This window comes from Corticibacter populi, assembly GCF_004217315.1.
Lineage (GTDB): Bacteria > Pseudomonadota > Gammaproteobacteria > Burkholderiales > Burkholderiaceae_C > Lampropedia > Lampropedia populi.
The window spans coordinates 61,143-82,621 of record NZ_SGWR01000004.1 but is presented as its reverse complement, the minus strand read 5'-3'; the positions used below and the strand labels follow the sequence as shown (position 1 = coordinate 82,621).

The window sequence follows — 21,479 nt, the reverse complement described above, 5'->3', positions numbered from 1 at the left end:
CACGTTGCCCGTGTTCGTCACCAGGAAGCTGTACTCGATCGTCGAGCCCACCGTCGCGCCCACCGCCGTCGAGCTCTTGACGATGCTCAGCGCAGGCCTTTGGACGAAAACCTCGGCATCATCGGAATTGTTATCAGGATCGGGATCAACCACTCCCGACGGAGGAGTTACCGTGGCGATGTTGGTGATCGTGTCTGGCGAGCTCTGAGCCCAGACTTCGTGTCCAAGGACAACCAAGAGCAAGGCCATGAAGCTCATGACCACATACCGGGAAAGCCCCGATATGACGCGCCGAGACGCTGCACCAGTGTCGTTACATGTCATACAAAATCCAGATACGTTTGATACTTGAGATCCAGGTGTTTCAGTGCTCGAGATTCTCTTGCCCACCCATCGAGAGCTGATGACCCAGACGTCCGCCTTCAGCGGCACGCGGGCCAATGCCTCGTATCAATAGCCATCAAGGCCGCCAAGCCGCAGGGCTTAGCGGCGCACAGGATTCTTGCGCAAGAGATCGTCAAAGTTGTGATAATTGAAACCAAAGATACAAATAGACGAGCGTCAGGATTACATCACAGTAACCGAATGGTTTCATTTTTTTACTTATTGATTTGACTTTTTTTAACAACTATTGGCACGCTGCGCGCAATGACCGTTGCGCTGCAACGACACGATGTCCATCGCCAACCCAGCCAAATCGTGGAGAGGCTTGATGCCTGCAACGCCATACCGCAGGAAGCCAGTCCGCTCGCCACTCTTCCGCGGCAGTCACACTCGGCCAAGCGGCTCCGTTCGTGATCAGTCAGAAACAGCTGGAAGGTGGATATGACTCACGTCCGCGACCGGAAAACCAGTCCTCACCCCAACGGCCACGGTCTAATGCGATAGATGGCTCAACCGGCAGCCGTTAGTTAGCCACCAACAATGCTTGAACAAGCGAAGCTTGCTGGCCCCGAGACAACGACCGCGGCACACATGGTCAGGCAAAAGGTCCACCGAAGTGCCGGGAGATAAATTTCGCGCTGCCAGACGAAACATCTGTAGAATCACTCGGTTTACCGGCCTGAAAGTGCCTGGTCTGCCGTGCGCGGGCCGGATCCACGGGTGGCCGGTCACGTGAATCTGAATTCCGCGCGGGTGGCGAAATTGGTAGACGCACCAGGTTTAGGTCCTGACGCCAGCGATGGTGTGGGGGTTCGAGTCCCCCCCCGCGCACCATTCGATATTTGATTTGATGAACTCCACAGGCCATCGCAGCCGTGCGTCCCTGCATTGCCCGCTGCCAGCTCCTGTGACCTCGATAGGATTGATCCCATGGCAGTGAATGTTGAAGTGCTGGAAAAGCTCGAACGCAAGATCACGCTGAATGTGCCCATTGGCGACATTCAGGGTGAAGTCCAGGCGCGCCTCAAGCGCTTGGCCAAGTCGGTCAAGATCGATGGCTTCCGCCCGGGCAAAGTGCCGCTGTCGGTGGTGGCGCAGCGCTACGGTAACGCCGTGCAGTACGAAGTGCTCAATGACAAGGTGGGCGAAGCCTTCAACAAGGCCGCCACCGAGGCCGAGCTGCGCGTTGCCGGCCAGCCCCGCATCAGCGAGAAGGATGGCGCCGCCGAAGGCTTTGCCGATTTCGAGGCGGTCTTCGAAGTGTTCCCCGAAGTGAAGATCGGTGACCTCAAGGATCTGGAGATCGAACGCGTCAATGTGGACGTGGACGATGCCGCCATCGATCGCACGGTGGACATCCTGCGCAAGCAACGCCGCACCTTCGCCCTGCGCGGCAAGGAGGAGGCGGTGCAGGACGGCGACCGCGTGACGGTGGACTTCGAGGGCAAGATCGACGGCGACCCGTTCGAGGGAGGCAAGGCCGAGGACTTCGCCTTTCTGGTGGGCGAAGGCCAGATGCTCAAGGAATTCGAGGATGCCGTGCGTGGCATGAAGGTTGGCGAGAGCAAGACTTTCCCGCTGGCTTTCCCGGCCGATTACCATGGCAAGGACGTGGCCGGCAAGACGGCCGACTTCCTGGTCACCGTCAAGAAAGTGGAGGCCGCCCACCTGCCCGAGGTGAACGACGAGTTCGCCAAGTCGCTGGGCGTCGAGGCTGCCACCGTGGCCGGCCTGCGCGATGACATCCGCAAGAACCTGGAGCGCGAAGTCAAGTTCCGCGTACAGGCCCGCAACAAGCAGGCCGTGCTCAACGGGCTCTTGACCAAGGCCGAACTGGACCTGCCCAATGCCAGCGTGCAAAGCGAGATCGCCCGCCTGGAGCAAGGCGCCCGCGAAGAGCTGCGCCAACGTGGCATCAAGGATGCCGACAAGGCCCCGATTCCAGAGGAAGTGTTCCGCCCGCAGGCCGAGCGCCGCGTGCGCCTGGGCCTGGTGGTGGCCGAGCTGGTGCGCGCCAACAACCTGCAGGCCACGCCCGAGCAGGTGCGCGCCCACGTGGAAGAACTGGCCGCCAGCTACGAGCAACCGCAGGACGTCATCAAGTGGTACTACAGCGATGCCAAGCGCCTGGGTGACGTCGAGGCCGTGGTGATCGAGAACAATGTCACCGAGTTCGTGCTCGGCCAGGCCAAGACCGTCGAGAAGACCATTGGCTTCGACGAGCTGATGGGTGCCGCTGCCGACGCCTGAACGGCGACCGGTTGAGGGGACAAAGCGACCCTCACTAAAAACTCCCGGATGGGCTTGTGTTTCAGGGCACAAGCCCATATTTGCATGTCCATGCGTCAAGCCCGCATGCCGGTCTCGCGGCAGTTCGCTGGCGTCGCGCACCGGCGGCGGCGAGCTGCCGGTGCACACACCCCAAACCATGGCGGCTGCGCCATAATGCAGCATGCCATGGCCTGCTGCCTAGCTGGTTTTTGCCAAGGAGCCAGCCGCACCACATGTCAGCGTAGCCAGCGAGCCTGCGGGCCCCATCCAATAGGAGTTTCACTATGAGCATTCTGGACACCCAGAACCTGGGGCTGATCCCCACCGTCATCGAGCAATCCGGTCGTGGCGAGCGCGCGTTCGACATCTATTCGCGCCTGCTGAAGGAGCGCGTGGTGTTCCTCGTCGGCGAGGTCAATGACCAGACCGCCAACCTCGTGGTCGCTCAACTGCTGTTCCTCGAGAGCGAGAATCCAGACAAGGACATCTCGTTCTACATCAACTCCCCGGGCGGCAGCGTCACCGCCGGCATGTCCATCTATGACACCATGCAGTTCATCAAGCCGGAAGTCTCGACCATGTGCCTGGGCTTTGCCGCCAGCATGGGCGCCTTCCTGCTGGCTGCCGGCGCCAAGGGCAAACGCTACTCGCTGCCGAACTCCAAGATCATGATCCACCAGGTGCTCGGCGGCGCCCGCGGCCAGGCCACCGACATCGAGATCCATGCCCGCGACATCCTGCGCACCAAGGAACAGATGAACCGCATCCTGGCCGACCGCACCGGCCAGAGCTACGAGAAGGTCCAGCACGACACCGAGCGCGACTACTTCATGACCGCGCCCGAAGCGCTGGACTACGGCCTGATCGACGCCGTGGTCGAAAAGCGCAGCTGAGACCGGCTGAACAAGCCTGCTGGAGAGCGCGCCGACAGCCACTGCGCACAGCACCTGGCAGTGGCACCCCAGCCCATACAGGCACACGGCATGCGGTTTTGATCATGCATGCCGTGTTCTTTTGCGTTATAACGCCCCATCTCCGATTGAATCCGTCACGCCACTGACGCCATGGACTGCGGCCCGCGGCTCCCGTGCATGACACACCCTGATAAAAGGTATTGCCCGCATGGCCGAAAAAAAAGGCACTTCTGGCGAAAAAACGCTGTACTGCTCCTTCTGCGGCAAGAGTCAGCATGAAGTCAAGAAACTGATTGCCGGCCCGTCGGTGTTCATCTGCGACGAATGCATCGACCTGTGCAACGAAATCGTGCGCGATGAGCTCAAGGAAGAAATCGCCGCCAAGGACACCCGCCCCGAGCTGCCCACCCCGGCCGAGCTCAAGGCCAACCTGGACAACTACGTCATCGGCCAGGACAAGGCCAAGCAGGCACTCGCCGTGGCCGTCTACAACCACTACAAGCGCCTCTGGCACAAGGACCACGGCGGCAGCAAGGACGATGTCGAGCTCTCCAAGAGCAACATCCTGCTGATCGGACCCACCGGCTCGGGCAAGACACTGCTGGCCCAGACCATGGCCCGCATGCTCAACGTGCCGTTCGTGATGGCCGATGCCACCACATTGACCGAAGCCGGCTACGTGGGCGAGGACGTCGAGAACATCGTGCAGAAACTGCTGCAAAGCTGCGACTACAAGGTCGAGGAAGCGCAGCGCGGCATCGTCTACATCGACGAAATCGACAAGATCTCGCGCAAGGCCGACAACCCATCCATCACCCGCGACGTCTCCGGCGAAGGCGTGCAGCAGGCCCTGCTCAAGCTCATCGAGGGCACCATGGCCAGCATCCCACCGCAAGGCGGCCGCAAGCACCCCAACCAGGACTTCCTGCAGGTCGACACCACCAACATCCTGTTCATCTGCGGCGGCGCCTTCGCCGGGCTGGAAAAAGTCATCGAAAACCGCACCGAGGCCTCCGGCATCGGCTTCGGCGCAGCCGTCAAGTCCAAGCAGCAGCGCAGCGTCTCGGAACTCTTCAGCGAGATCGAGCCGGAAGACCTGATCAAATACGGCATCATCCCCGAGCTGATCGGCCGCCTGCCCGTCGTCACGGCGCTGACCGAACTGGACGAAGCCGCGCTGGTGCGCATCCTCACCGAGCCGCGCAACGCGCTGGCCAAGCAGTACGCCAAGCTGTTCGGCATGGAGAACGTCGAGTTGGAAATCCGCCCCGATGCACTCAAGGCCATCGCCCGCAAGGCCATCGCCCGCAAGACCGGCGCACGCGGCCTGCGCTCCATCCTGGAGCAGGCGTTGCTGTCGACCATGTTCGAACTGCCTTCGATGACCAATGTACAGAAGGTTGTCGTCGAGGAAGCCACCATCGCCGAGGGCAAGCCACCCCTCTTGGTCTACCGCGAGGAAGTGAAGAAAGCCTGACGCCGCATGGGTCAGCCCTACGCCTGCAAAGGCACAAGTTTTGTGTAGAATAGCGGGTTCTGCCAGCTGGCAGATTCTGGCGCGGTAGCAAAGCGGTTATGCACCGGATTGCAAATCCGTTTAGCCCGGTTCGACTCCGGGCCGCGCCTCCATATACATCAGGCCCTTGCAGTTCATCGCTGCAAGGGCTTTTCTGTTGGGTAGTCGCTGCCTCTATTCCCCAATCACTTCGACCAAGCGTTCGACAGTGACTCCGCCTGCTTCAGCACCAGTTCGATCGCGGCATCCTCACCCACCGGTGGGTACTTCCACTTCTTCAGCGTGCGTCGCACCAGAATCCGCAGTTTGGCGCGTACGCTCTCGCGTACCTGCCAATCCACCGTGGTGCTGTTACGCAGTTTCTCGGTGATCTCGACGGCTATCTTCTTCAAGGTGTCGTCGCCCAACTCCCGCACAGCGCTTTCGTTGTTGGCCAAGGCGTCGTAGAAGGCGATTTCGTCCGGATTCAGCCCCAGCGCCGCTTCGCGTTCCAGTGCCGCCTGAAAGTCCTTGGCCATCTGGATCAGTTCCTCGATGACCTGCGCCGTCTCCACCGCCCGGTTGTGGTACTTGCGCAAGGTTTCCAGCAGGCGGTCGCCGTACTTCTTCTCCTGCACCACGTTGTTGCGCGATTTGGCCTTGATCTCGTCGCGCAGCAGCTTCTCCAGCAGTTCCACCGCCAGGTTACGGCTGGGCATGTTGCGCACGTCTTCCAGAAATTCTTCCGACAGCAGGCCGATGTTGGGCTTGTCCAGCCCCGCCAGGGCGAAGATGTCCGCCACCCCGTCGGCCACGATGGCATTGTCCAGGATCTGCTTGAGCGCGCTGTTCTTGTCCGCGTCGGAACGCTTGCGATCCACGGTGGTGAACTTGACGATGGCGGCCTTGACGGCGGCGAAGAAGGCAATCTCCGTGCGCAGCGCCGCAGCTTCATCCAGCGTGCTGCACAGGGAAAACGCCTTGCTCACGGCCAGCATGGCATCGAGGAAGCGCTGCTTGCCGTCTTTCAGCCCCAGGATGTGGTTGGCCACCGGCACCAGCAGCTTCATTGCATCGGTTTCGAACCCACTGTAGTCGAAGCCGTGCATCAGCCCGCGCACGATGCCCAACTTCTCCAGCAGCACGGCTAGGGCCTCGGCCGCGTTGTGCGCCGGGTCGCCCTTGCCCTTGGATTCGGTGTAGGTCTTGAGCGCCGCTTTCAGCTCGTTGGCGATGCCGATGTAATCCACCACCAATCCACCGGGCTTGTTGCGGAACACCCGGTTGACGCGGGCAATGGCCTGCATCAGGTTGTGGCCCTTCATGGGCTTGTCCACGTACATGGTGTGGCAGCAGGGCGCGTCGAAGCCAGTGAGCCACATATCGCGCACGATCACCAGTTTCAACGGGTCTGCGGGGTCCTTGAAGCGCTTTTCAAGACGTTTCTTCACCTGCTGGCTGTACAGGTGCGGCTGCAGCAAGGGCTTGTCCGCCGCTGAGCCGGTCATCACCACCTTGATCGCACCTTTTTCCGGGTCGGCGTCGTGCCAATCCGGACGCAAGGCAACGATAGCGTTATACAGCTCGGCGCAGATGTCGCGGCTCATGCAGACGATCATTGCCTTGCCTTCCAGCGTGGCGGTGCGTGTCTCGAAATGCTGCACCAAGTCGGCAGCAACCTGTTCCAGACGCGGCTGCGCGCCCACCAGCTTGGTCAGTGCAGCCCAATCACTCTTGGTCTTCTCACGAGCGGTAAGGTCTTCCTCGTCCTCGATGACCTCCTCCACCTGGGCATTGAGCGCGTCGATCTCGGCCTGGTTCACGTCCAGCTTGGCCAAACGGCTTTCGTAGTAGATCGGCACCGTGGCGCCATCATCCACCGCATCCTGGATGTCGTAAATGCTGACGTAGTCGCCGAACACCGCCCGCGTGTCCTTGTCTTCCAGCGCGATGGGCGTGCCGGTGAAGCCAATGAAGGTGGCGTTGGCCAGCGCATCGCGCATGTGCTTGGCGTAGCCGAACACATACTTGCCGGTCTTGGTGTCCAGCCGCCCTTTCATGCCGTACTGGCTGCGGTGCGCCTCGTCGGAAATCACCACGATATTGCTGCGGCCCGACAGCAGCGGGTGCTGCTCCTCATCGTCCAGCAGCGCGAACTTCTGCACCGTGGTGAAGATGATGCCGCCCGCCTCGCGCGAGGCCAGCATCTCGCGCAGTTCCTCGCGGCTGCCCGCCTGCACCGGCGTCTGCCGGAGCAGGTCTTCGGCCGCGCAGAAGGTGCCATACAACTGCCCATCCAGATCGTTGCGGTCGGTCACCACCACCAACGTGGGGTTCTTCATCTTCGGCTGCTGCAACAGCTTGCCCGCGTAGCAGGCCATGGTGATGCTCTTGCCCGAGCCTTGCGTATGCCACACCACGCCGGCCTTGCGGCTGCCGGGCTGCACTTCCTTGCCATAGGTGGCACGCGGCTCCTGCACTTCCAGCAAACCCTTGTTGGGGTTGCTGGCGGCGATCACCGTGGCGTTCACCGCCTCGCGCACCGCGTGGAACTGGTGGTAGCCGGCAATCTTCTTGATGATCTGGTCGGCATCCTGCTCGAACAGCACGAAATGGCGCACGTAGTCGAGAAACAGTGCCGGCTCGAAGAAGCCGCGCACCAGGGTTTCCAGTTCGAACTCCAGCAGCGGCCGGTCGTCCTCATTGGCAATCGCCCGCCAGGGCTGCATGCGCTCCTGGTTGGCCGTCAGCGAACCCAGGCGCGCCGTGAAGCCGTCGCTGACCACCACCGCCACGTTGGTGTTGAACAGGTCGCCTATCTCATCCTTGTAGGTCTGTATCTGGTTGAAGGCATCCCAGATGTCGGTCTGTTCGTTCGCCGGGTTCTTCAGCTCGATCACTGCCAGCGGCAGGCCGTTGACGAAGGCCACCAGGTCCGGGCGGCGTGGCTGTTTGGTGCCGGTTACGGTGAACTGGCTGACCAGCAGGAAATCATTGTTGTACGGATTGGCGAAGTCGATCAGGTTGACCAGATCGGTGCGCTTCTCGTCGCCCACGGAAAACTCGACGGCGATGCCGGACAGCAGCAGTCGATGCACGCGGCGGTTGCGGGCGATCAACTGGGGCTCGCTCACCGTCAGCAGTTCGTGGATGGCTTGTTCCAGCGCGGCGGCGGGGATGTGCGGGTTAATGCGCGAAAGGGCGGCCAACAGGTGGTCGCGCAGCACCGTCTGGCGGTAATCGGTGCGGGCAGGGTTGTCGCCATCCGGCGCAATGTCCGGGCCATTGGCGTATTGCCAGCCCAGTTCGCCAAACCAGCCGATGGCAGCGGCTTCGAGTTGCTGTTCAGTGATGCTCATTGCTTTTTCCCTTCATTGGCCTTGAGCAAAACAAAGTGCTCGATCACCTGGCACCTTCCCTGTTTATTTGTTCCAGACGCTTTTTATCAAGCGGCCAGTTTGGTTGTAGATGCCCACCTGCTCAACGAAACGGTGGAAATCCGAGTTTTCGCTGACGATGCGGTTGACTGACTGCCAATCGATCTTGGTACGCAAACGCGCGGGAATCAAAATCTGGCTGTCGTACAAGGAATCCGTGTCCAGCAACAAAACGCCAACGCCGTGCAGGCTGGCCAGCATCTGCAGTTCATCTTCCACATCGTTGTTCAGGCCGGTGGCGACCAGATAGCCGAAATTGGCCCAGGACGAATTGGAAACAGCCTGGAAGAAGCATTCCCGCACATTGTTTCTGGTGAGTTGCTTCTTGACTTCAAACGACCATAACCGCACGGAGCTGTCATTGCCGTGGCGGACACAATCCTTGACCACCGCATCCCAATGCTGATCCAGTGGCTCCAGAGCCACGATATCCGGGTGCAGCCAACGATTGCCGCCATTGCCATGACTGTTTTTTGAAGTTTTCTCATTGATGCGCTGGCAATAGAGCTTCAGGTCTTTGTGCAGGAACTCCATCAACAATGGGTACAGGTCGTGCTCACTGAGGCTTTGCGGAATCAGCGACACATCTACATCCGTCACTGCGGCTTCATCCAGAGTCTGCAGCACCTGGGTTTGTTGCTGTGGGTTGGCTTCCCACCAATACAACCGGGGCCGTGGCTTGTCCTGCGTGACGATATTCGGGCAGCGCTTTTTCGCTTCCACCGTGCGTTCGCCACCGATCTCCGCAGCCAACTGCGCCAGCAGTTGCTCCTGCGTTTCATAGCGCGGGTTGACCTTCTTCTCCGCCATTTCCACCGGATACCGCTGGATAAAGGCCTCGGCCAACTCATGCGCGGTGAACCGTTTCCCCGGATGGTCACGCAGGGTTTCGATGATCATGCTGATGCGGGATTTGCTCATGGCGCTGCCTTATCGGTCACAGGCGAGACGGATAGTTCGCCGGAGATGAGTTTGGGGAGGAGGGTGTCACGGAGTTGTGCCAACTTCGTTGATTGTTTTTCTTTGCTGCGAACCTGTTGATGCAGTATTAGCGCAAGTGCCTCATACGCCACCACGCACTTTTTGTCTGGAACCAAGTGAGGCAATGTATGAATGTGATTTCTATTGAGCGTAGGAACGGCAGAGCCTGCGTTGAATGAGGCGAAATCTAGCAGCTTTAATGTTTCATATGCGTAGCAAGGATTAGCGGCTCGAAAATCTTTAACCCAAAGAGTTGTATTTAATGGCCAAAAATCATTCAACTCTAAAAAAACTTTTCCCAGAATCCCAGATCGTCCCGTTATCACACCAGGCCCTTTCGTCATGGATGCGCTGTGGGTCCCGCTTGGGCCGCTTGCGGCAATGATCGGATAAGGGCCGGGCTCTCGGCTTGCTGATGGTAGGTCAAACCCGCGTTGTAGCACTAACAGGTCTTCGAGCTTGCCTACTTTCCACCCCTTTGGAATCTCCCCCAACTCCGAATCTTCCATGGCATCGGGAAACAGCGCGGCGGTGGCGGCGAGTTGGTCGTGGTGCTCGCGGGGCATCAGGTCGAGTTCGGTGTCGGTCTTGCCGCTGATGGTGCGCATGGCGGCGCGCAGCGGGTCTTGGCCTTGTTCGATGGCGGCGATCTTGGCCTTGACTGGGTCGAAATCGACAAACCAGGATTTGAAGATGGCTTGCGCCATGGCTTCGAGGGTTTGGTTGATGCGGCGGCTAAGGTCGATTTTGTCATCAATTGATCCAAGACAATTTGCAATCGACTGCTGCGCTTCAAGTGGTGGGCGAAGGACTGGTAGAGGATGAAGGTGATTACGGTTAAGTGTCGGGACTCCACTTCCTGCATTTAAGCTGGAAAAGTCCATTGACCTGAGAAGGTAATAGCAAAAGCGAGGATCATTTCCATGGAAATCCTTGACCCATAGCGTTGTATTGAGAGGCCAAAAATCCTCTCTAATGAACTGGCCGCCACCAATGCTGCCGCTGCGGCCAATAACAACTCCTGGACCGTTGGCTGCAGCTTTGTTATGAAATCCAGCTATTCCAGTTGAAGCCACGACAGGAAACTTGCCGGGTTGTCGATCTTGCACTGGAAGATCAATTCCTCTCTGCAAGGTAACTACGTCGCCAAGTGACGTTTCAATCCACTCAGCAGTCATATCCCAACCCCGCCAAGTTTTTCTTGATCTCCGCTTCCAGCTTCGCACTTTCCGCGAACTGTTCCGCCAATTGCGTCGTCAGCCGCTGCATCTTCTCGGCAAAGGGTTCACCGTCGTCTTCCTGCTCTGCCGCGCCCACATAGCGCCCCGGCGTCAGCACATGCTCATGCTTGCGGATTTCGTCCAGCTTGGCGGAATGGCTGAAACCGGGTACATCCTCGTACCCCTCGCCCTGCTGCCAGGCATGGAAGGTATCGGCGATTTTCTGGATGTCGCCCAGGGTGAAGTCGCGCAGCACGCGGTCTTTCATGTAGCCCATCTGGCGGGCGTCGATGAACAGGAATTCGCCGCGTCGGTCGCGCTTTTTCTTGTCCAGCGCGAAGCCGTTCTGCTTGTCGCGGGTCAGGAACCAGATGCAGGCCGGAATCTGGGTATTGGTGAACAACTGGCCAGGCAGTGCGACCATGCATTCCACGTAGTCGTCCTCGATCAGCCGCTTGCGGATTTCGCCTTCATTGTTGGTGTTGGAACTCATGGAGCCGTTGGCCAGCAGCAGCGCCATGCTGCCGGTGGGTGCGAGGTGCCAGAGCATGTGCTGCAGCCAGGCGAAGTTGGCGTTGCCGTGCGGCGGCGTGCCGGCAATCCAGCGCGGGTCGGCGGCCAGCTTTTCGTTCCACCATTCCTTCATGTTGAAGGGCGGGTTGGCCATGACGAAATCGGCGCGCAGATCCGGGTGCAGATCGTTCAATAGAGTGTCTGCCGGGCCGCTGCCGAAGTTGAAGTCGATGCCGCGGATGGCCATGTTCATCGCGGCCAGCCGCCAGGTGGTGGGGTTGCTCTCCTGCCCGTAGACGCTGATCTGCCCGGTCGCGTTTTTGCCTTGGCCGTTGGTGGGTTTGCCACTGTGCTGCTCGATGAACTCTTCGCTTTGCACGAAGAAGCCGCCGGAGCCCATGGCCGGGTCGTACACGCGGCCCTTGAACGGCTGGAGCATTTCCACGATCAGGGTGACGATGCTCTTGGGCGTGTAGTACTGGCCGCCCTTCTTGCCTTCGGCCAGGGCGAACTGGCCGAGGAAGTATTCGTAGACGTGGCCGAGGATGTCCTTGGATTTCAGGTCCAGCGGCCGGCCCTTGTATTCCTTGGCGCTGAAGTCGGTATCCGAGAAGTGACTGATCAGCCCGGCCAGCTTGCTGGAGTCGAGCTGCACGCGGGCAAAGTCCTTGTTGAGCACGTTCTTCAGGCGTGCGTTTTCGCGCTCGACGGCGTCCATGGCGTTGTCGATCAGCCAGCCGACCGAGCGCATTTCCTCCGGTTCGTCCTTGCCGGGCTTGTTCCACGGCAGCGCCGCCTTGGGCGGCAGCTGCGCGCAGTCGCGCAGGGTTTGCCAGCGCGCCTCCACTGGCACCCAGAACACGTTCTTCTCGGTGTAGTAGTCGCGCACTTCCAGTTCGGCGGCGATGTTGTCTTCGTACTCCTGGGTGCCTGCCCCGCCGTACTCGTCCGGGTCCATGTAGTAGTCATGATCCGGGTTGGTGAACTGCTCGCGCAGTTCGCGTTGCCGTTCCTCGAAGGCATCGGAAACGTATTTGAGGAAGATCAGCCCGAGCACGACGTGCTTGTACACGGCGGCGTCGAGGTTGGAGCGCAGTTTGTCGGCTGCGGTCCAGAGCTTCTTTTCCAGGTCGTTGAAGAATTGTTGTTCGATGGGTTTCATGTCGTTGCCCCGTGCTGCGTCATGCTTTTCTTCCCTGCGGGATTCTCTGGGTTTCCGTTGGATGGCTTCCGGTTGTTCCGGCTTGGGAGTTGGAGGCAATGAAACGTCTTCAATCAGGGCAACCGAGCCGCCACGTCCCCGTCCAGGGCGGATGCGGCCATCGTCGATCAATTGCTGCTTGACGCGCTGGTAGATGCCGTCCTGCCAGCCCAGCGCTTCCAGCAGGCGTTGATTGCCCGCGCTGCCGCCAAGAGAAGCCAACGTGGCGATGAAGCGTTCGATCTGTTGTTCAGTGCTTGTCACTTTTTACTGTTCCTCTGGCTTCAGGCAGGCCAGCCTAGCCGTTGCAGCGGCACGATGTGCATGGTTCCCACATCGGCTTCATCTTCTCCACCCACGATCCGTGCCAATTTTGGTCTGCCAAACACCGTTTCTACTCAAAACTCCTCTTAGAGCGTGTTCATAGTCTCGTCACGCGAGCGGCGATTGTGTCGCACTGCCACACACAATCGGCAACTCACTTCCCGATGCAGAAGCGGCGTTTTCGCCGCATACTTTTGATTTTCAAAGGAGTTTTTGAAGACCCTCAACGCGCTTGGACCTATTCTTGGACCCAAAAACCAAGCGTGTCTCTTGGTAGCGGCGGATGGCCCTCCCTGGACACTTCCCGCTCTCCCGTTACCGATGCGATGCATCAGCAGACGACCTGATCAGTGGCAGCGAAACCGGCCATCGACGTTCGCCAGCGTCCAATGCGCTGCAACGGACTCATTTTCCCACCTCCTGACCCGGAACACCAAGGATGTTGCGCCCTGCTTCAGCCCGAAAAAACGGCAGGCACGCAGTTCGGATTGATGGCTGCGGCAGCGGTGATGCCGGGGTGAGATGACGGCTCCTTTGGCCAGTTGGCCGATACCGATAGGAGCCTCACCATGTCACACCAAACCTCGGACATCATCACCCCGAAAGCCCTGTTGCTCGATGAGCGGCTGACACCACTGGAACGCAACGCTTGGCTGACTTTCCGTGCGCTGGCCGGCAGCGACGGCACCGTGGTTCTCAGTTACGACGCGCTGCGCGGGTACCTGCCGAGCGCGCCGGGCAGCAAGCGGGCTGCCCTTGAAACCGTGTCCAGGGCCGTGCTGTGCCTGCGACTGTCCACGTGGATTGCGCTGGTCGAGTACCGCCGCAACCCGATGACCGGCTTCTCGATGGCCAGCCGCTACGCGGTGCGGAATCAGCCCCTCGCGTTCGACGACGCCTGCATGGAGGACGAGGACTACCTGCCCCTGCTGGAACGGGCGCTCGGCCATGCCAGTGCGACGATTCGCCAACTGGCACAGTCCATTCTCGACGAGGCCATGCGCCATCCAGACAGGTTGGGAAAGCTGCCCGCAACAATGCAAGAGCGGATCAGGCGCTTGCAACACCGGGGCGATGACCATGATTCAGGCAGTCCTGGTGGTTCAACTCCGCGCAATGCCCTCGTGCCCGAAGCCAGCGGCGACATTCCGAAACCCGTTCCGGCATCTGCGTCAGCAGTACGTACTGTAGAAAAAGAAGTATTAAAAGAAGTACGTACGTACCGCTCACCACCCGAAGTGCAAGGATCGGGGCCGGATGTGCCGGCCCGCTTCCGGCAACTGCCACAGGATCAGCAACGGGTTCTCACCACACGTCTCAGGGGCTTGCCTCCGGAGCAACGCCTGGCGGTGCTGGCCGAGTGGGACGTGCGCTGCGAATCAGGTGGCGTGCACAACGCCATCGCCTACCTCTACGGGTTGATCAAGAAGGCCGTGGAAGGCGTCTTCAAGCTCTGGGCGGCACGCAAATCCACTCCGCAGCAGACAACCGTGCAGGCCATCAGCAACAGCCAGCATGGCTCGCCGCCTGCTCCTTCTCCATCGTCCAGCAGCCAAGCCGCAAAACCCGCGTCGCGTGAGGTGGCGCAACGGCATCTGGATCAGATCAGGCGCATGTTGAAGACGCCATCGCTGCCCATCGGGCAGATCATCGGGTGCATGGCTGACAGCGGAATGCTGCCAACAGTCCCGGGCAACACGCCCGCTGCTGCAAGGCTGGGACCACGGAGCTCGGCGTGAGACAGATGGGGGCCGTCACTGCCCGCCGCAGTGACGGCCCGGCAAACTGCAGCAGCAATGCGGGTTGGCGCAGCATCGCATTGATGGCTGCGCACATGACGATGCCCCGACACACTGGCCCAGCAACGACCTGCCGGTGGGTATGAACACCGGAACCCTGGCGCAGGTTCTTGCAAGCGCCGACCCGGTTCGCCGGACGGAACCAACCCAGGCACACACAGGCTCGCTCTGTGTGCCGCCCTACCCATGGGCAGAGCTTTTCTCATCTTCGGCGTGGTTCGTCCCGCCATCATCGCAACACATGTCCCCTGTTCCAGGCGCTCGTCACTGCTCGCCCGACCTTGCGCGGGCTGCCGACACCTTTTCCACACTGCATAACAGGAGGTACCCATCTCAGCACATCGCGTTGTCGTCTCTTGCCATTCCTCCGCCCGGTCTTCCCACAGGAAGCAAGGCGGACGCCTCATTCGAGGCCACAGGTGAACTGAGCACCTGGCCCTTGCCCTTCGGGGATCTCGCCTTGGCGAGTTGGCAAAAACACTGACCTTTTGCTTCTCAGTACCGACAACCGATGAAACGACACCGTGATGGACGACTTGACCTATACCTTGCGCCAACTTTGCCAGCGCAACCGTGATGGCAGCCACGCCACACAGGCTGACCGGCAGCGATCACTGAGTCTGGTCGCCCGCCAACTGCGCGAAGCAGGCTTCCGCCAGATGCGGGCCTCCTCGCTGAAGGGCAAGCATGTCGAAGCCTTGCTGCAGCGCTGGAAAGCCGAAGCCCTGTCGGCCGGCACACTGAAGAACCGCATGGCGTACCTGCGCTGGTGGGCCGAGAAAGTCGGCAAGGCAGGCATCCTGCCGACGGACAACACCAAACTGGGTATCCCTGAACGACGCTATGTGACCAACGAAAACAAGGCCAAGGAACTCGGTGACAGGCTGGACCGGATCACTGATCCGCACGTCCGCATGAGCCTGCGCCTGCAAGCGGCCTTCGGCCTGCGCCGCGAAGAGTCCATCAAGTTCCAACCCCGCTATGCCGACCGTAACGACCACATCGCCATCAAGGGGTCATGGGCCAAGGGCGGGCGCGACCGGAAGGTGCCGATCACGACACCGGAACAGCGGACTGTGCTGGACGAAGCGCACCGACTGGTAGGGTTTGGCTCGCTGATCCCCGCGAATAAGACCTACATCCAGCAACGGCATGTCTACGACGGGCAATGCAAGGCGGCAGGGTTGAGCAACATGCATGGGCTGCGACATCAGTATGCGCAGATGCGGTATGAGGTGTTGACGGGATGGCGAGCGCCTGCTGCTGGCGGGCAACAGCAGGAAATGCTGTCCGCCAATCAGCAGTTGCAAGACCTGCAAGCACGACAAAGGATCAGCCGGGAACTTGGGCACGAACGGACGTCGATCACCGCAATCTACCTGGGGCGATGACGTCCGACGCTTGAGTTCAGGCTGGGCTGCCTCCTTCCGTAGTGTCCTTGACCTCATACCGAAGATAGTCGGACAGGCGTTTGTCTTCAGTGACTTCATCATGGGGAACCACGAGGTAGCGCCAGGGCTTGCCGCCGACTTCAGCCGCATGTTCACTGGCGTGCCGACACCACCGAGAGGCGGCAGCGCTCTTGGCCTGGACTTCAGCGGAAGCCAGATCGACGCGCGCTTTGGTTTCGACCATCAGGATCATTCCATCCAGCTCGGCCACGAAGTCGGGGATGTACTCCGGCTGTTCGCTGCCCAGCTTGTAGTAGATCTGGAACTGGCCCTTGGCGGGCTTGAACCATTTGAGGGCGTCACGTTCCAGCAGCAAGGCAAAACGCCGTTCGGTGTCCGAGTCGAACTTCTGCAGGGGGTACAGGCAACGGGTGAACCCACCGAACAGCATCTGTTTGATGCGGCTGGTGTCTGTGACGGTTTCGCGCAGGGAGTGAATCACGCCATCCGCTGACGCGGTGTAGTTGCATGGCTTCAGCTCGGTGAAGCCTCTGCTGACCTGCACCTCATAGCCTGCGGCTTTTTCCCAGAAATGCTCCATCATCTGGGCGCGAATCAGGCGGGCGAGCTCCTTGCCGTAGGTATCGAAAATCTCGTGCAGTTCACTGTCCGAATAGTTCTGCTGCTGGTAATGCTCGACGGCTTGTCCGGCGAGGTCGTAGAGCAAGTCGGCCTGGGTGAAGTAGTCGATGTCGTCGAAGTCGATCAACTTCTTGACGATGTAATCTTCAAAGCGGTTTTCCCGCAGGCCACTTTCACGGTTCAGGGTGAATTGTTCGCTGGTGCGCAATGTCTGGCCGACGATCTCGCGCTGCCCTGGCTGGAAGTTGGGCAAGGCCCCCAGGCGGAACGGATGAAAGCCTGTGGTGACTTCACCGGTAGGCACAACGGCGATACGCGGGATGTCGATGGTCTGCTGCACCAGAATTTCAGTGGTCTTGGCCACGACGGCGGACAGATCCAGCGCTGGCGCCTGGTCGTCGGCTCCTTGCAGCAATTGCCCCTGTTGGGGCTTCAGGCGTTTTTCCACTTCTGCCCGAATCTCTTGCTGGATTTCCGGCTTCAGCAAGGCCGCGCTGGTCGGCGCCAAATCGCGCTTCACCTCATAGGTGGCGAGGACTTCCCGCACGACATGGGCCGCCTTGAATTCTGCTTCGGTCGTAAAGACTGGCTGAGTTTGTGCCTTGACTTGTTCGCCACCGACCTCGGTACCGGCATCTACCGTGTCCAACGCCGGCGGGACATGTGGCGCGTGCTCGTCGTGCAGTCCCAGGCGGGTCAGCAGATTGGGCAGCACTTGAACGCTGACCTTTTTGTCCTCGCTGCTGGGGGCTTCCAGGATCACCTGCTTGAGACGGATCGGCGAATCACCACGGTTGGCTTCGTCGATAATCTCCTGGAATTTGTCGTGCGCCACGATGTTGAGGCGATCCACCGCCGCCACGCCCGTACGCTTGCCATACGGCAGGCGCAGACCACGCCCGATGGATTGCTCAATCAACGTGCGTGCATTGGCGGCACGCAGCGGCACGATGGTGTAGAGATTGGTGACGTCCCAGCCTTCCTTGAGCATGTTGACGTGGATGACGATCTCGGTGGGTTCCTCCGGGTTCTCCACATTCAACAGCGCCTCGATCATCTTTTCTTCCTCGGCACCGGTGCGGCTGGAGTCCACCTGGATGACCTTGCCAAGATAACGACCACCGAACAACTGCTCTTCAATCTGCGCCTTCAACTGCCCGGCATGCGTCGTATCGCGCGCGATCACCAGAATGAAGGGTTTGACAACCTTGACGCCGTTCTCCCGGGCATAGGTCAATAGCTCGACCTTGGTGGCTTCGTGCAGGCGAACGCCGTCCTCCAGCTTGATCTTCTCGATTTCTTCCGCAGCGTGGTTGCTGGCCTTGAAGTTGCGCTGGGTGACGACGGCCGGCTCCTTGACGAAGCCATCTTCCATGGCGCGTGCCAAGGGATAGTCCATCACCACATTCTTGAAAGGTATGGGGGCCTTGGCGGATTCCACAAAGGGCGTGGCCGTCACCTCCAACCCTAACAGCGGATTCAGTTCATTGATTGCCCGCATACCGGCCTGGGCACGATAGCGATGCGATTCGTCCATCAACAACACCAGGTCCGGCAGATTGGCCAAGTGGTTGAAGTAGCTTTCGCCCAGCACCTCGCGCATGCGCTTGATGCGTGGCTCCTTGCCGCCGCGCACCTCGGAATTGATCTTGGAGATATTGAAGATGTTGATCCGCACCTCGCCGAACAACTCGCCACCCGCGACGTTCTGCTGGTCGTAGTTGTCGCCCGTGATGACCCTGGGCGCGTTGATGGCGAACTCCCCGATGCCCTTGAACACGTATTTGGGCGTGTTTGGCGTGAAATCGGCAATCAGCTTGTTGTAGATGGTGAGGTTCGGGGCCAGCACGAAGAAATTATTGATGCCGTGTGCCAGATGCAGGTAGGCGACAAAAGCGCCCATCAAGCGCGTTTTGCCAACGCCTGTGGCCAAGGCGAAGCACAGCGAGGGGAAGTCCCGCTCGAAGTCTTCCAGCGTCGGAAACTCGGCTTTCAGGGTCGCCAGGATCGCCTGATTGACAGCAGCGTCTCTATCCTTGTCCAGCATTTCAGGCGCGGCTTCCAGCGCGCTAACCAATCGCGCCAGGGATTCTGCTTGCGGCGGCCGCAGCGACAAGCGGCCAGTGACGTGATTCTGAACACGCGAACTCATGCTTTCCCCTCATTCTTGTTCTGGTCGCTGCCCTGGCTGGGGTGATCAACCTCAAGCTGCTTCAACATCCGGTCAAAATCGCTCTCGAACAGCCTGTCCTGCACGATGCGGTATTTCTCGAATTCGCTTTCGGCGTGTGCCTTGGCGATTTCCGCCGTGACTTTCCCCGCGTCTTGCAGAACTTCGCGATCTGTCGCCTCCAGAAAGCGATTCAACCGCGTTTCCCAGTCCTGCATGGTCATGGGGATCTTGCGCAACGCCATGTCCTCTGCCACGTCCAGATAGGCGGAGACCAAGCGGGTGAGTTGCGCCATTTCGTGTTCGCTCAGGTAATTCTTGGCGAGCACCACATCGAATTTCTGGATCTTCCCTTGGGGTGCGTCTTTCCAGGTAGTCAGCCCCATGTTGGCCTTTTCGGCATCGGCCCGGGTGTAGACGACTTCTGCGGCCGTCTGCCCGTGGATTGCCCAATGCAGCTTGTTCTGCACGGTGGCGAAAAAGCGCTTGGTGGCCAGCGCCGTCACATCGTAGTCAATGGCGGTGGCATAGATATCGGTGATCTTCTGGTAGAACTTGCGCTCGGACAGGCGTATCTCGCGCACGCGCTGGAGCTGTTCTTCGAAATACTGCTCCGTCAGGACGGAGCCACCGCTTTTCAGGCGCTCGTCGTCCATCGTGTAGCCCTTGACGGCGAATTCCTCGACGATGCCGGTGGCCCACTTGCGGAACTGCACCGCACGCTCGGAATTGACCTTGTAGCCCACAGCGATGATGGCCGCCAGGTTGTAGTGCTTGGTGTCGTAGCTCTTACCATCGGCGGCAGTTATTCGAAAATTTCTAATAACTGCCTCTTCCTGCAACTCGCTGTCGGCAAACACTTTTTTCAGGTGGTAATTGATGGTGGGCGTTTCCACATCGTAGAGCTGCGCCATCATCTTCTGGCTGACCCAGACGTTTTCATCGGCATACACTGCATCGACGCCGCCCTGGCCGCTGGCTGCGACAAAGGTCAGATACTCCGCTGCTGAGGAGCGAACTAGAGACGCTGACTTCTTCTTTGTCATCAGGCGTCCTCCCCGTCGCCAAACAGGTCCGTCGTCCGGCTATCGCTGGGCTTTCTGCCTGACTTAGCCGCCTTCGCAGCAGGTATCGTGGGCGACGGCTCGGCCAACGGCAAGTTCGCCACATTCAGGCTGTAGTCGTCATGGCCCCACTCGCAGCGAGCCAGCACCATCTTCGGAATCTTCTTCAGCGTCAGGTTCGGCCAGCGCGCAGCCGCCGCCGCTGCGCTGATGCCGTGAAAGGCCGCGCAGCACACCAGCAGGCTCTGTTCCGCGCCCACCTCATCCGACAAGGCCTGCAACTGGGCGGCAGACAGATTCTGTGTGGTGACGTAGAGAAAGTCCCGTTCACTGGAATGCCCCTGCTGCCACCAGCGGGTTTCTGACGGTGCGTAGGTAAAGCCTTCCAACTTGCACAACGCCTCGGCCAATTGCGCAGCGTTGTACTCCGGGTTGATGACCGGATTGCCCCAGCGATCTTCCACGATCAGGCTGGGGGCGAGACGGTAATAGCGGAAGCCACCGCCGCCTTGCCAGTCCACAGCCTTGGTGATGCCGCCCGGGTCTTCGCCGTCGATGACTTTTTTCAGGCGCGGAATGATGTGCGTATGGCAGTGTTCGCCGAGTTCGACCATGATCCAGCGGCGGCCCATTTTGTGGGCGACTGCACCGGTGGTGCCGGAACCGGCAAAGGAGTCTAGAACAAGGTCGCCACTATTGGTGGCAAGCTCTAGAATTTTTCGCAGAAGTCGCTCGGGTTTTGGCGTGCCAAAAAGCTCCACAGTTGGTATTTCGGGAAAGAGATTTTTTAGTTCGTACTTCGCTTGCCGATTGTGGCCAGTATCATCAAGCGATGCCCAAAAATTAGAGGGAGGTAACCCTTTATCCATATCTTGAAGATAAGTCCGACGAATAATCCTTTTTCCGTCCTCAGAAAAGCGGATCTCACCCGCCTTAATTTTTTCTTCAATGGTATCCTTTGACCAACGCCAACCATTTGGAGGATGTTTTATTACATCACCATAAGGGCCGACTAGATTGAACTGCAAATTTGGTCGGAGTGCTGGGTTATTTACGGGATTTCCGTCAAACCAAGGGCCACGAGGGTCATTGTCTGGATTCTTGAAGTGAGACCTTTTAGCATCGTCTTGAATAAAATTCGGAACCCAATCCGTGCTCCGACCATAAATTAGTACATGATTCGTGTCTAGTGAGAAAGTCTTGGCGTTATTGTTGCTGTTATCAGTAGTCCGCCAAGAAACATCGGCGACAAAAAACCTCCGACCAAACACCTCATCGCACAACACTTTCAAATAGTGTGCTTCGTTATCATCAATCGTGATCCACAACGAACCATCATCCGACAGTAGTCGCTTGATAATCTCCAGCCGATCCCGCATCAATCCCAGCCAGATGGAATGCTCTAGTCCATCGTCGTAGTGCGTGAAGGCACTCCCTGTGTTGTAAGGGGGGTCAATAAATACGCACTTCACCTTGCCCGCAAACTCCTGCTCCAGCGCCTTCAGCGCCAGCAGGTTATCCCCGAAAATTAGCCGATTGTCGAAGATGTCATTCTCCGACACACGCTGCTTGGCATGATAAGACTTCTCTGGATCTTCAAGCAGAATACGCGGCTCCAGCTTTGGCCGCTTCTCCTTCCCGACCCAAGTGAGTTCGAGTTTTTGCTTGCTCAT

At 59.3% G+C, this 21,479-nt stretch carries 13 protein-coding genes and 2 tRNA genes; 7 read left to right on the top strand and 8 right to left on the bottom strand.

The features are described from left to right. Positions 1-258 (bottom strand): DUF7507 domain-containing protein (locus EV687_RS18985; protein ID WP_165392832.1); only part of this gene is annotated, 258 nt, incomplete at its 3' end. A gap of 873 nt (positions 259-1,131) precedes the next feature. Here EV687_RS18985 and EV687_RS14475 point away from each other — a divergent pair. From EV687_RS14475 to EV687_RS14455, 5 genes are all read left to right on the top strand, one after another. Beyond that, positions 1,132-1,218, top strand: a tRNA-Leu gene (locus EV687_RS14475). A gap of 96 nt (positions 1,219-1,314) precedes the next feature. Continuing rightward, positions 1,315-2,634: a trigger factor gene (gene tig / locus EV687_RS14470; RefSeq protein ID WP_122229706.1), complete on the top strand. Its 1,320-nt coding sequence runs from the start codon at positions 1,315-1,317 to the stop codon at positions 2,632-2,634. 305 nt (positions 2,635-2,939) lie between these two features. Beyond that, entirely contained in the window at positions 2,940-3,548 is a 609-nt protein-coding gene (clpP, locus tag EV687_RS14465; protein ID WP_122229708.1) for an ATP-dependent Clp endopeptidase proteolytic subunit ClpP, read from the top strand. Between the two features lie 229 nt (positions 3,549-3,777). Beyond that, complete coding sequence (clpX, locus tag EV687_RS14460) at positions 3,778-5,046, top strand: ATP-dependent Clp protease ATP-binding subunit ClpX (RefSeq protein ID WP_122229710.1); 1,269 nt, start codon at positions 3,778-3,780, stop codon at positions 5,044-5,046. A 78-nt stretch (positions 5,047-5,124) separates the two neighbouring features. After that, positions 5,125-5,198 (top strand) — tRNA-Cys (locus tag EV687_RS14455). 72 nt (positions 5,199-5,270) lie between these two features. Here the strand turns inward: EV687_RS14455 and EV687_RS14450 are convergent. From EV687_RS14450 to EV687_RS14435, 4 genes are all read right to left on the bottom strand, one after another. Then, entirely contained in the window at positions 5,271-8,423 is a 3,153-nt protein-coding gene (locus tag EV687_RS14450; RefSeq protein ID WP_122229712.1) for a type I restriction endonuclease subunit R, read from the bottom strand. A gap of 63 nt (positions 8,424-8,486) precedes the next feature. Beyond that, positions 8,487-9,422 (bottom strand): COG2958 family protein, encoded by a 936-nt coding sequence (locus tag EV687_RS14445; RefSeq protein WP_122229714.1) that lies wholly within the window; start codon positions 9,420-9,422, stop codon positions 8,487-8,489. Then, positions 9,419-10,660 (bottom strand): restriction endonuclease subunit S, encoded by a 1,242-nt coding sequence (locus EV687_RS14440; protein WP_122229716.1) that lies wholly within the window; start codon positions 10,658-10,660, stop codon positions 9,419-9,421. Before EV687_RS14440 ends, EV687_RS14445 begins: the two co-directional genes overlap by 4 nt. Beyond that, the gene (locus EV687_RS14435) at positions 10,650-12,377 is read right to left on the bottom strand and encodes a class I SAM-dependent DNA methyltransferase (protein WP_122229940.1); all 1,728 of its coding nucleotides are present in this window, start codon (positions 12,375-12,377) and stop codon (positions 10,650-10,652) included. The genes EV687_RS14440 and EV687_RS14435 overlap by 11 nt, the downstream gene beginning before the upstream one ends. A gap of 932 nt (positions 12,378-13,309) precedes the next feature. On the opposite strand from EV687_RS14435, the gene EV687_RS14430 reads away from it, so the two are divergent. Continuing rightward, positions 13,310-14,479 (top strand): STY4528 family pathogenicity island replication protein, encoded by a 1,170-nt coding sequence (locus EV687_RS14430; RefSeq protein WP_122229943.1) that lies wholly within the window; start codon positions 13,310-13,312, stop codon positions 14,477-14,479. A 587-nt stretch (positions 14,480-15,066) separates the two neighbouring features. Beyond that, complete coding sequence (locus EV687_RS14425) at positions 15,067-15,930, top strand: phage integrase N-terminal domain-containing protein (protein ID WP_122229718.1); 864 nt, start codon at positions 15,067-15,069, stop codon at positions 15,928-15,930. Positions 15,931-15,946: 16 nt separating this feature from the next. Here EV687_RS14425 and EV687_RS14420 read toward each other — a convergent pair whose 3' ends face one another. The 3 genes from EV687_RS14420 to EV687_RS14410 are packed head-to-tail and all read right to left on the bottom strand — an operon-like array spanning position 15,947 to position 21,479. Then, on the bottom strand, positions 15,947-18,724 hold the full coding sequence (locus EV687_RS14420; protein WP_122229720.1) for a DEAD/DEAH box helicase: 2,778 nt from the start codon (positions 18,722-18,724) through the stop codon (positions 15,947-15,949). Beyond that, the gene (locus EV687_RS14415; RefSeq protein WP_122229722.1) at positions 18,721-19,788 is read right to left on the bottom strand and encodes a virulence RhuM family protein; all 1,068 of its coding nucleotides are present in this window, start codon (positions 19,786-19,788) and stop codon (positions 18,721-18,723) included. The genes EV687_RS14420 and EV687_RS14415 overlap by 4 nt, the downstream gene beginning before the upstream one ends. Continuing rightward, complete coding sequence (locus tag EV687_RS14410; RefSeq protein ID WP_122229945.1) at positions 19,788-21,479, bottom strand: site-specific DNA-methyltransferase; 1,692 nt, start codon at positions 21,477-21,479, stop codon at positions 19,788-19,790. Before EV687_RS14410 ends, EV687_RS14415 begins: the two co-directional genes overlap by 1 nt.

What these genes read in the sequence shown, in the direction of transcription:
- tig (WP_122229706.1), top strand. Translation starts at nt 1,315, where the DNA reads ATGGCAGTGAATGTTGAAGTGCTGGAAAAGCTCGAACGCAAGATCACG.
- clpP (WP_122229708.1), top strand. Translation starts at nt 2,940, where the DNA reads ATGAGCATTCTGGACACCCAGAACCTGGGGCTGATCCCCACCGTCATC.
- clpX (WP_122229710.1), top strand. Translation starts at nt 3,778, where the DNA reads ATGGCCGAAAAAAAAGGCACTTCTGGCGAAAAAACGCTGTACTGCTCC.
- EV687_RS14450 (WP_122229712.1), bottom strand. Translation starts at nt 8,423, where the DNA reads ATGAGCATCACTGAACAGCAACTCGAAGCCGCTGCCATCGGCTGGTTT.
- EV687_RS14445 (WP_122229714.1), bottom strand. Translation starts at nt 9,422, where the DNA reads ATGAGCAAATCCCGCATCAGCATGATCATCGAAACCCTGCGTGACCAT.
- EV687_RS14440 (WP_122229716.1), bottom strand. Translation starts at nt 10,660, where the DNA reads ATGACTGCTGAGTGGATTGAAACGTCACTTGGCGACGTAGTTACCTTG.
- EV687_RS14435 (WP_122229940.1), bottom strand. Translation starts at nt 12,377, where the DNA reads ATGAAACCCATCGAACAACAATTCTTCAACGACCTGGAAAAGAAGCTC.
- EV687_RS14430 (WP_122229943.1), top strand. Translation starts at nt 13,310, where the DNA reads ATGTCACACCAAACCTCGGACATCATCACCCCGAAAGCCCTGTTGCTC.
- EV687_RS14425 (WP_122229718.1), top strand. Translation starts at nt 15,067, where the DNA reads ATGGACGACTTGACCTATACCTTGCGCCAACTTTGCCAGCGCAACCGT.
- EV687_RS14420 (WP_122229720.1), bottom strand. Translation starts at nt 18,724, where the DNA reads ATGAGTTCGCGTGTTCAGAATCACGTCACTGGCCGCTTGTCGCTGCGG.
- EV687_RS14415 (WP_122229722.1), bottom strand. Translation starts at nt 19,788, where the DNA reads ATGACAAAGAAGAAGTCAGCGTCTCTAGTTCGCTCCTCAGCAGCGGAG.
- EV687_RS14410 (WP_122229945.1), bottom strand. Translation starts at nt 21,479, where the DNA reads ATGAGCAAGCAAAAACTCGAACTCACTTGGGTCGGGAAGGAGAAGCGG.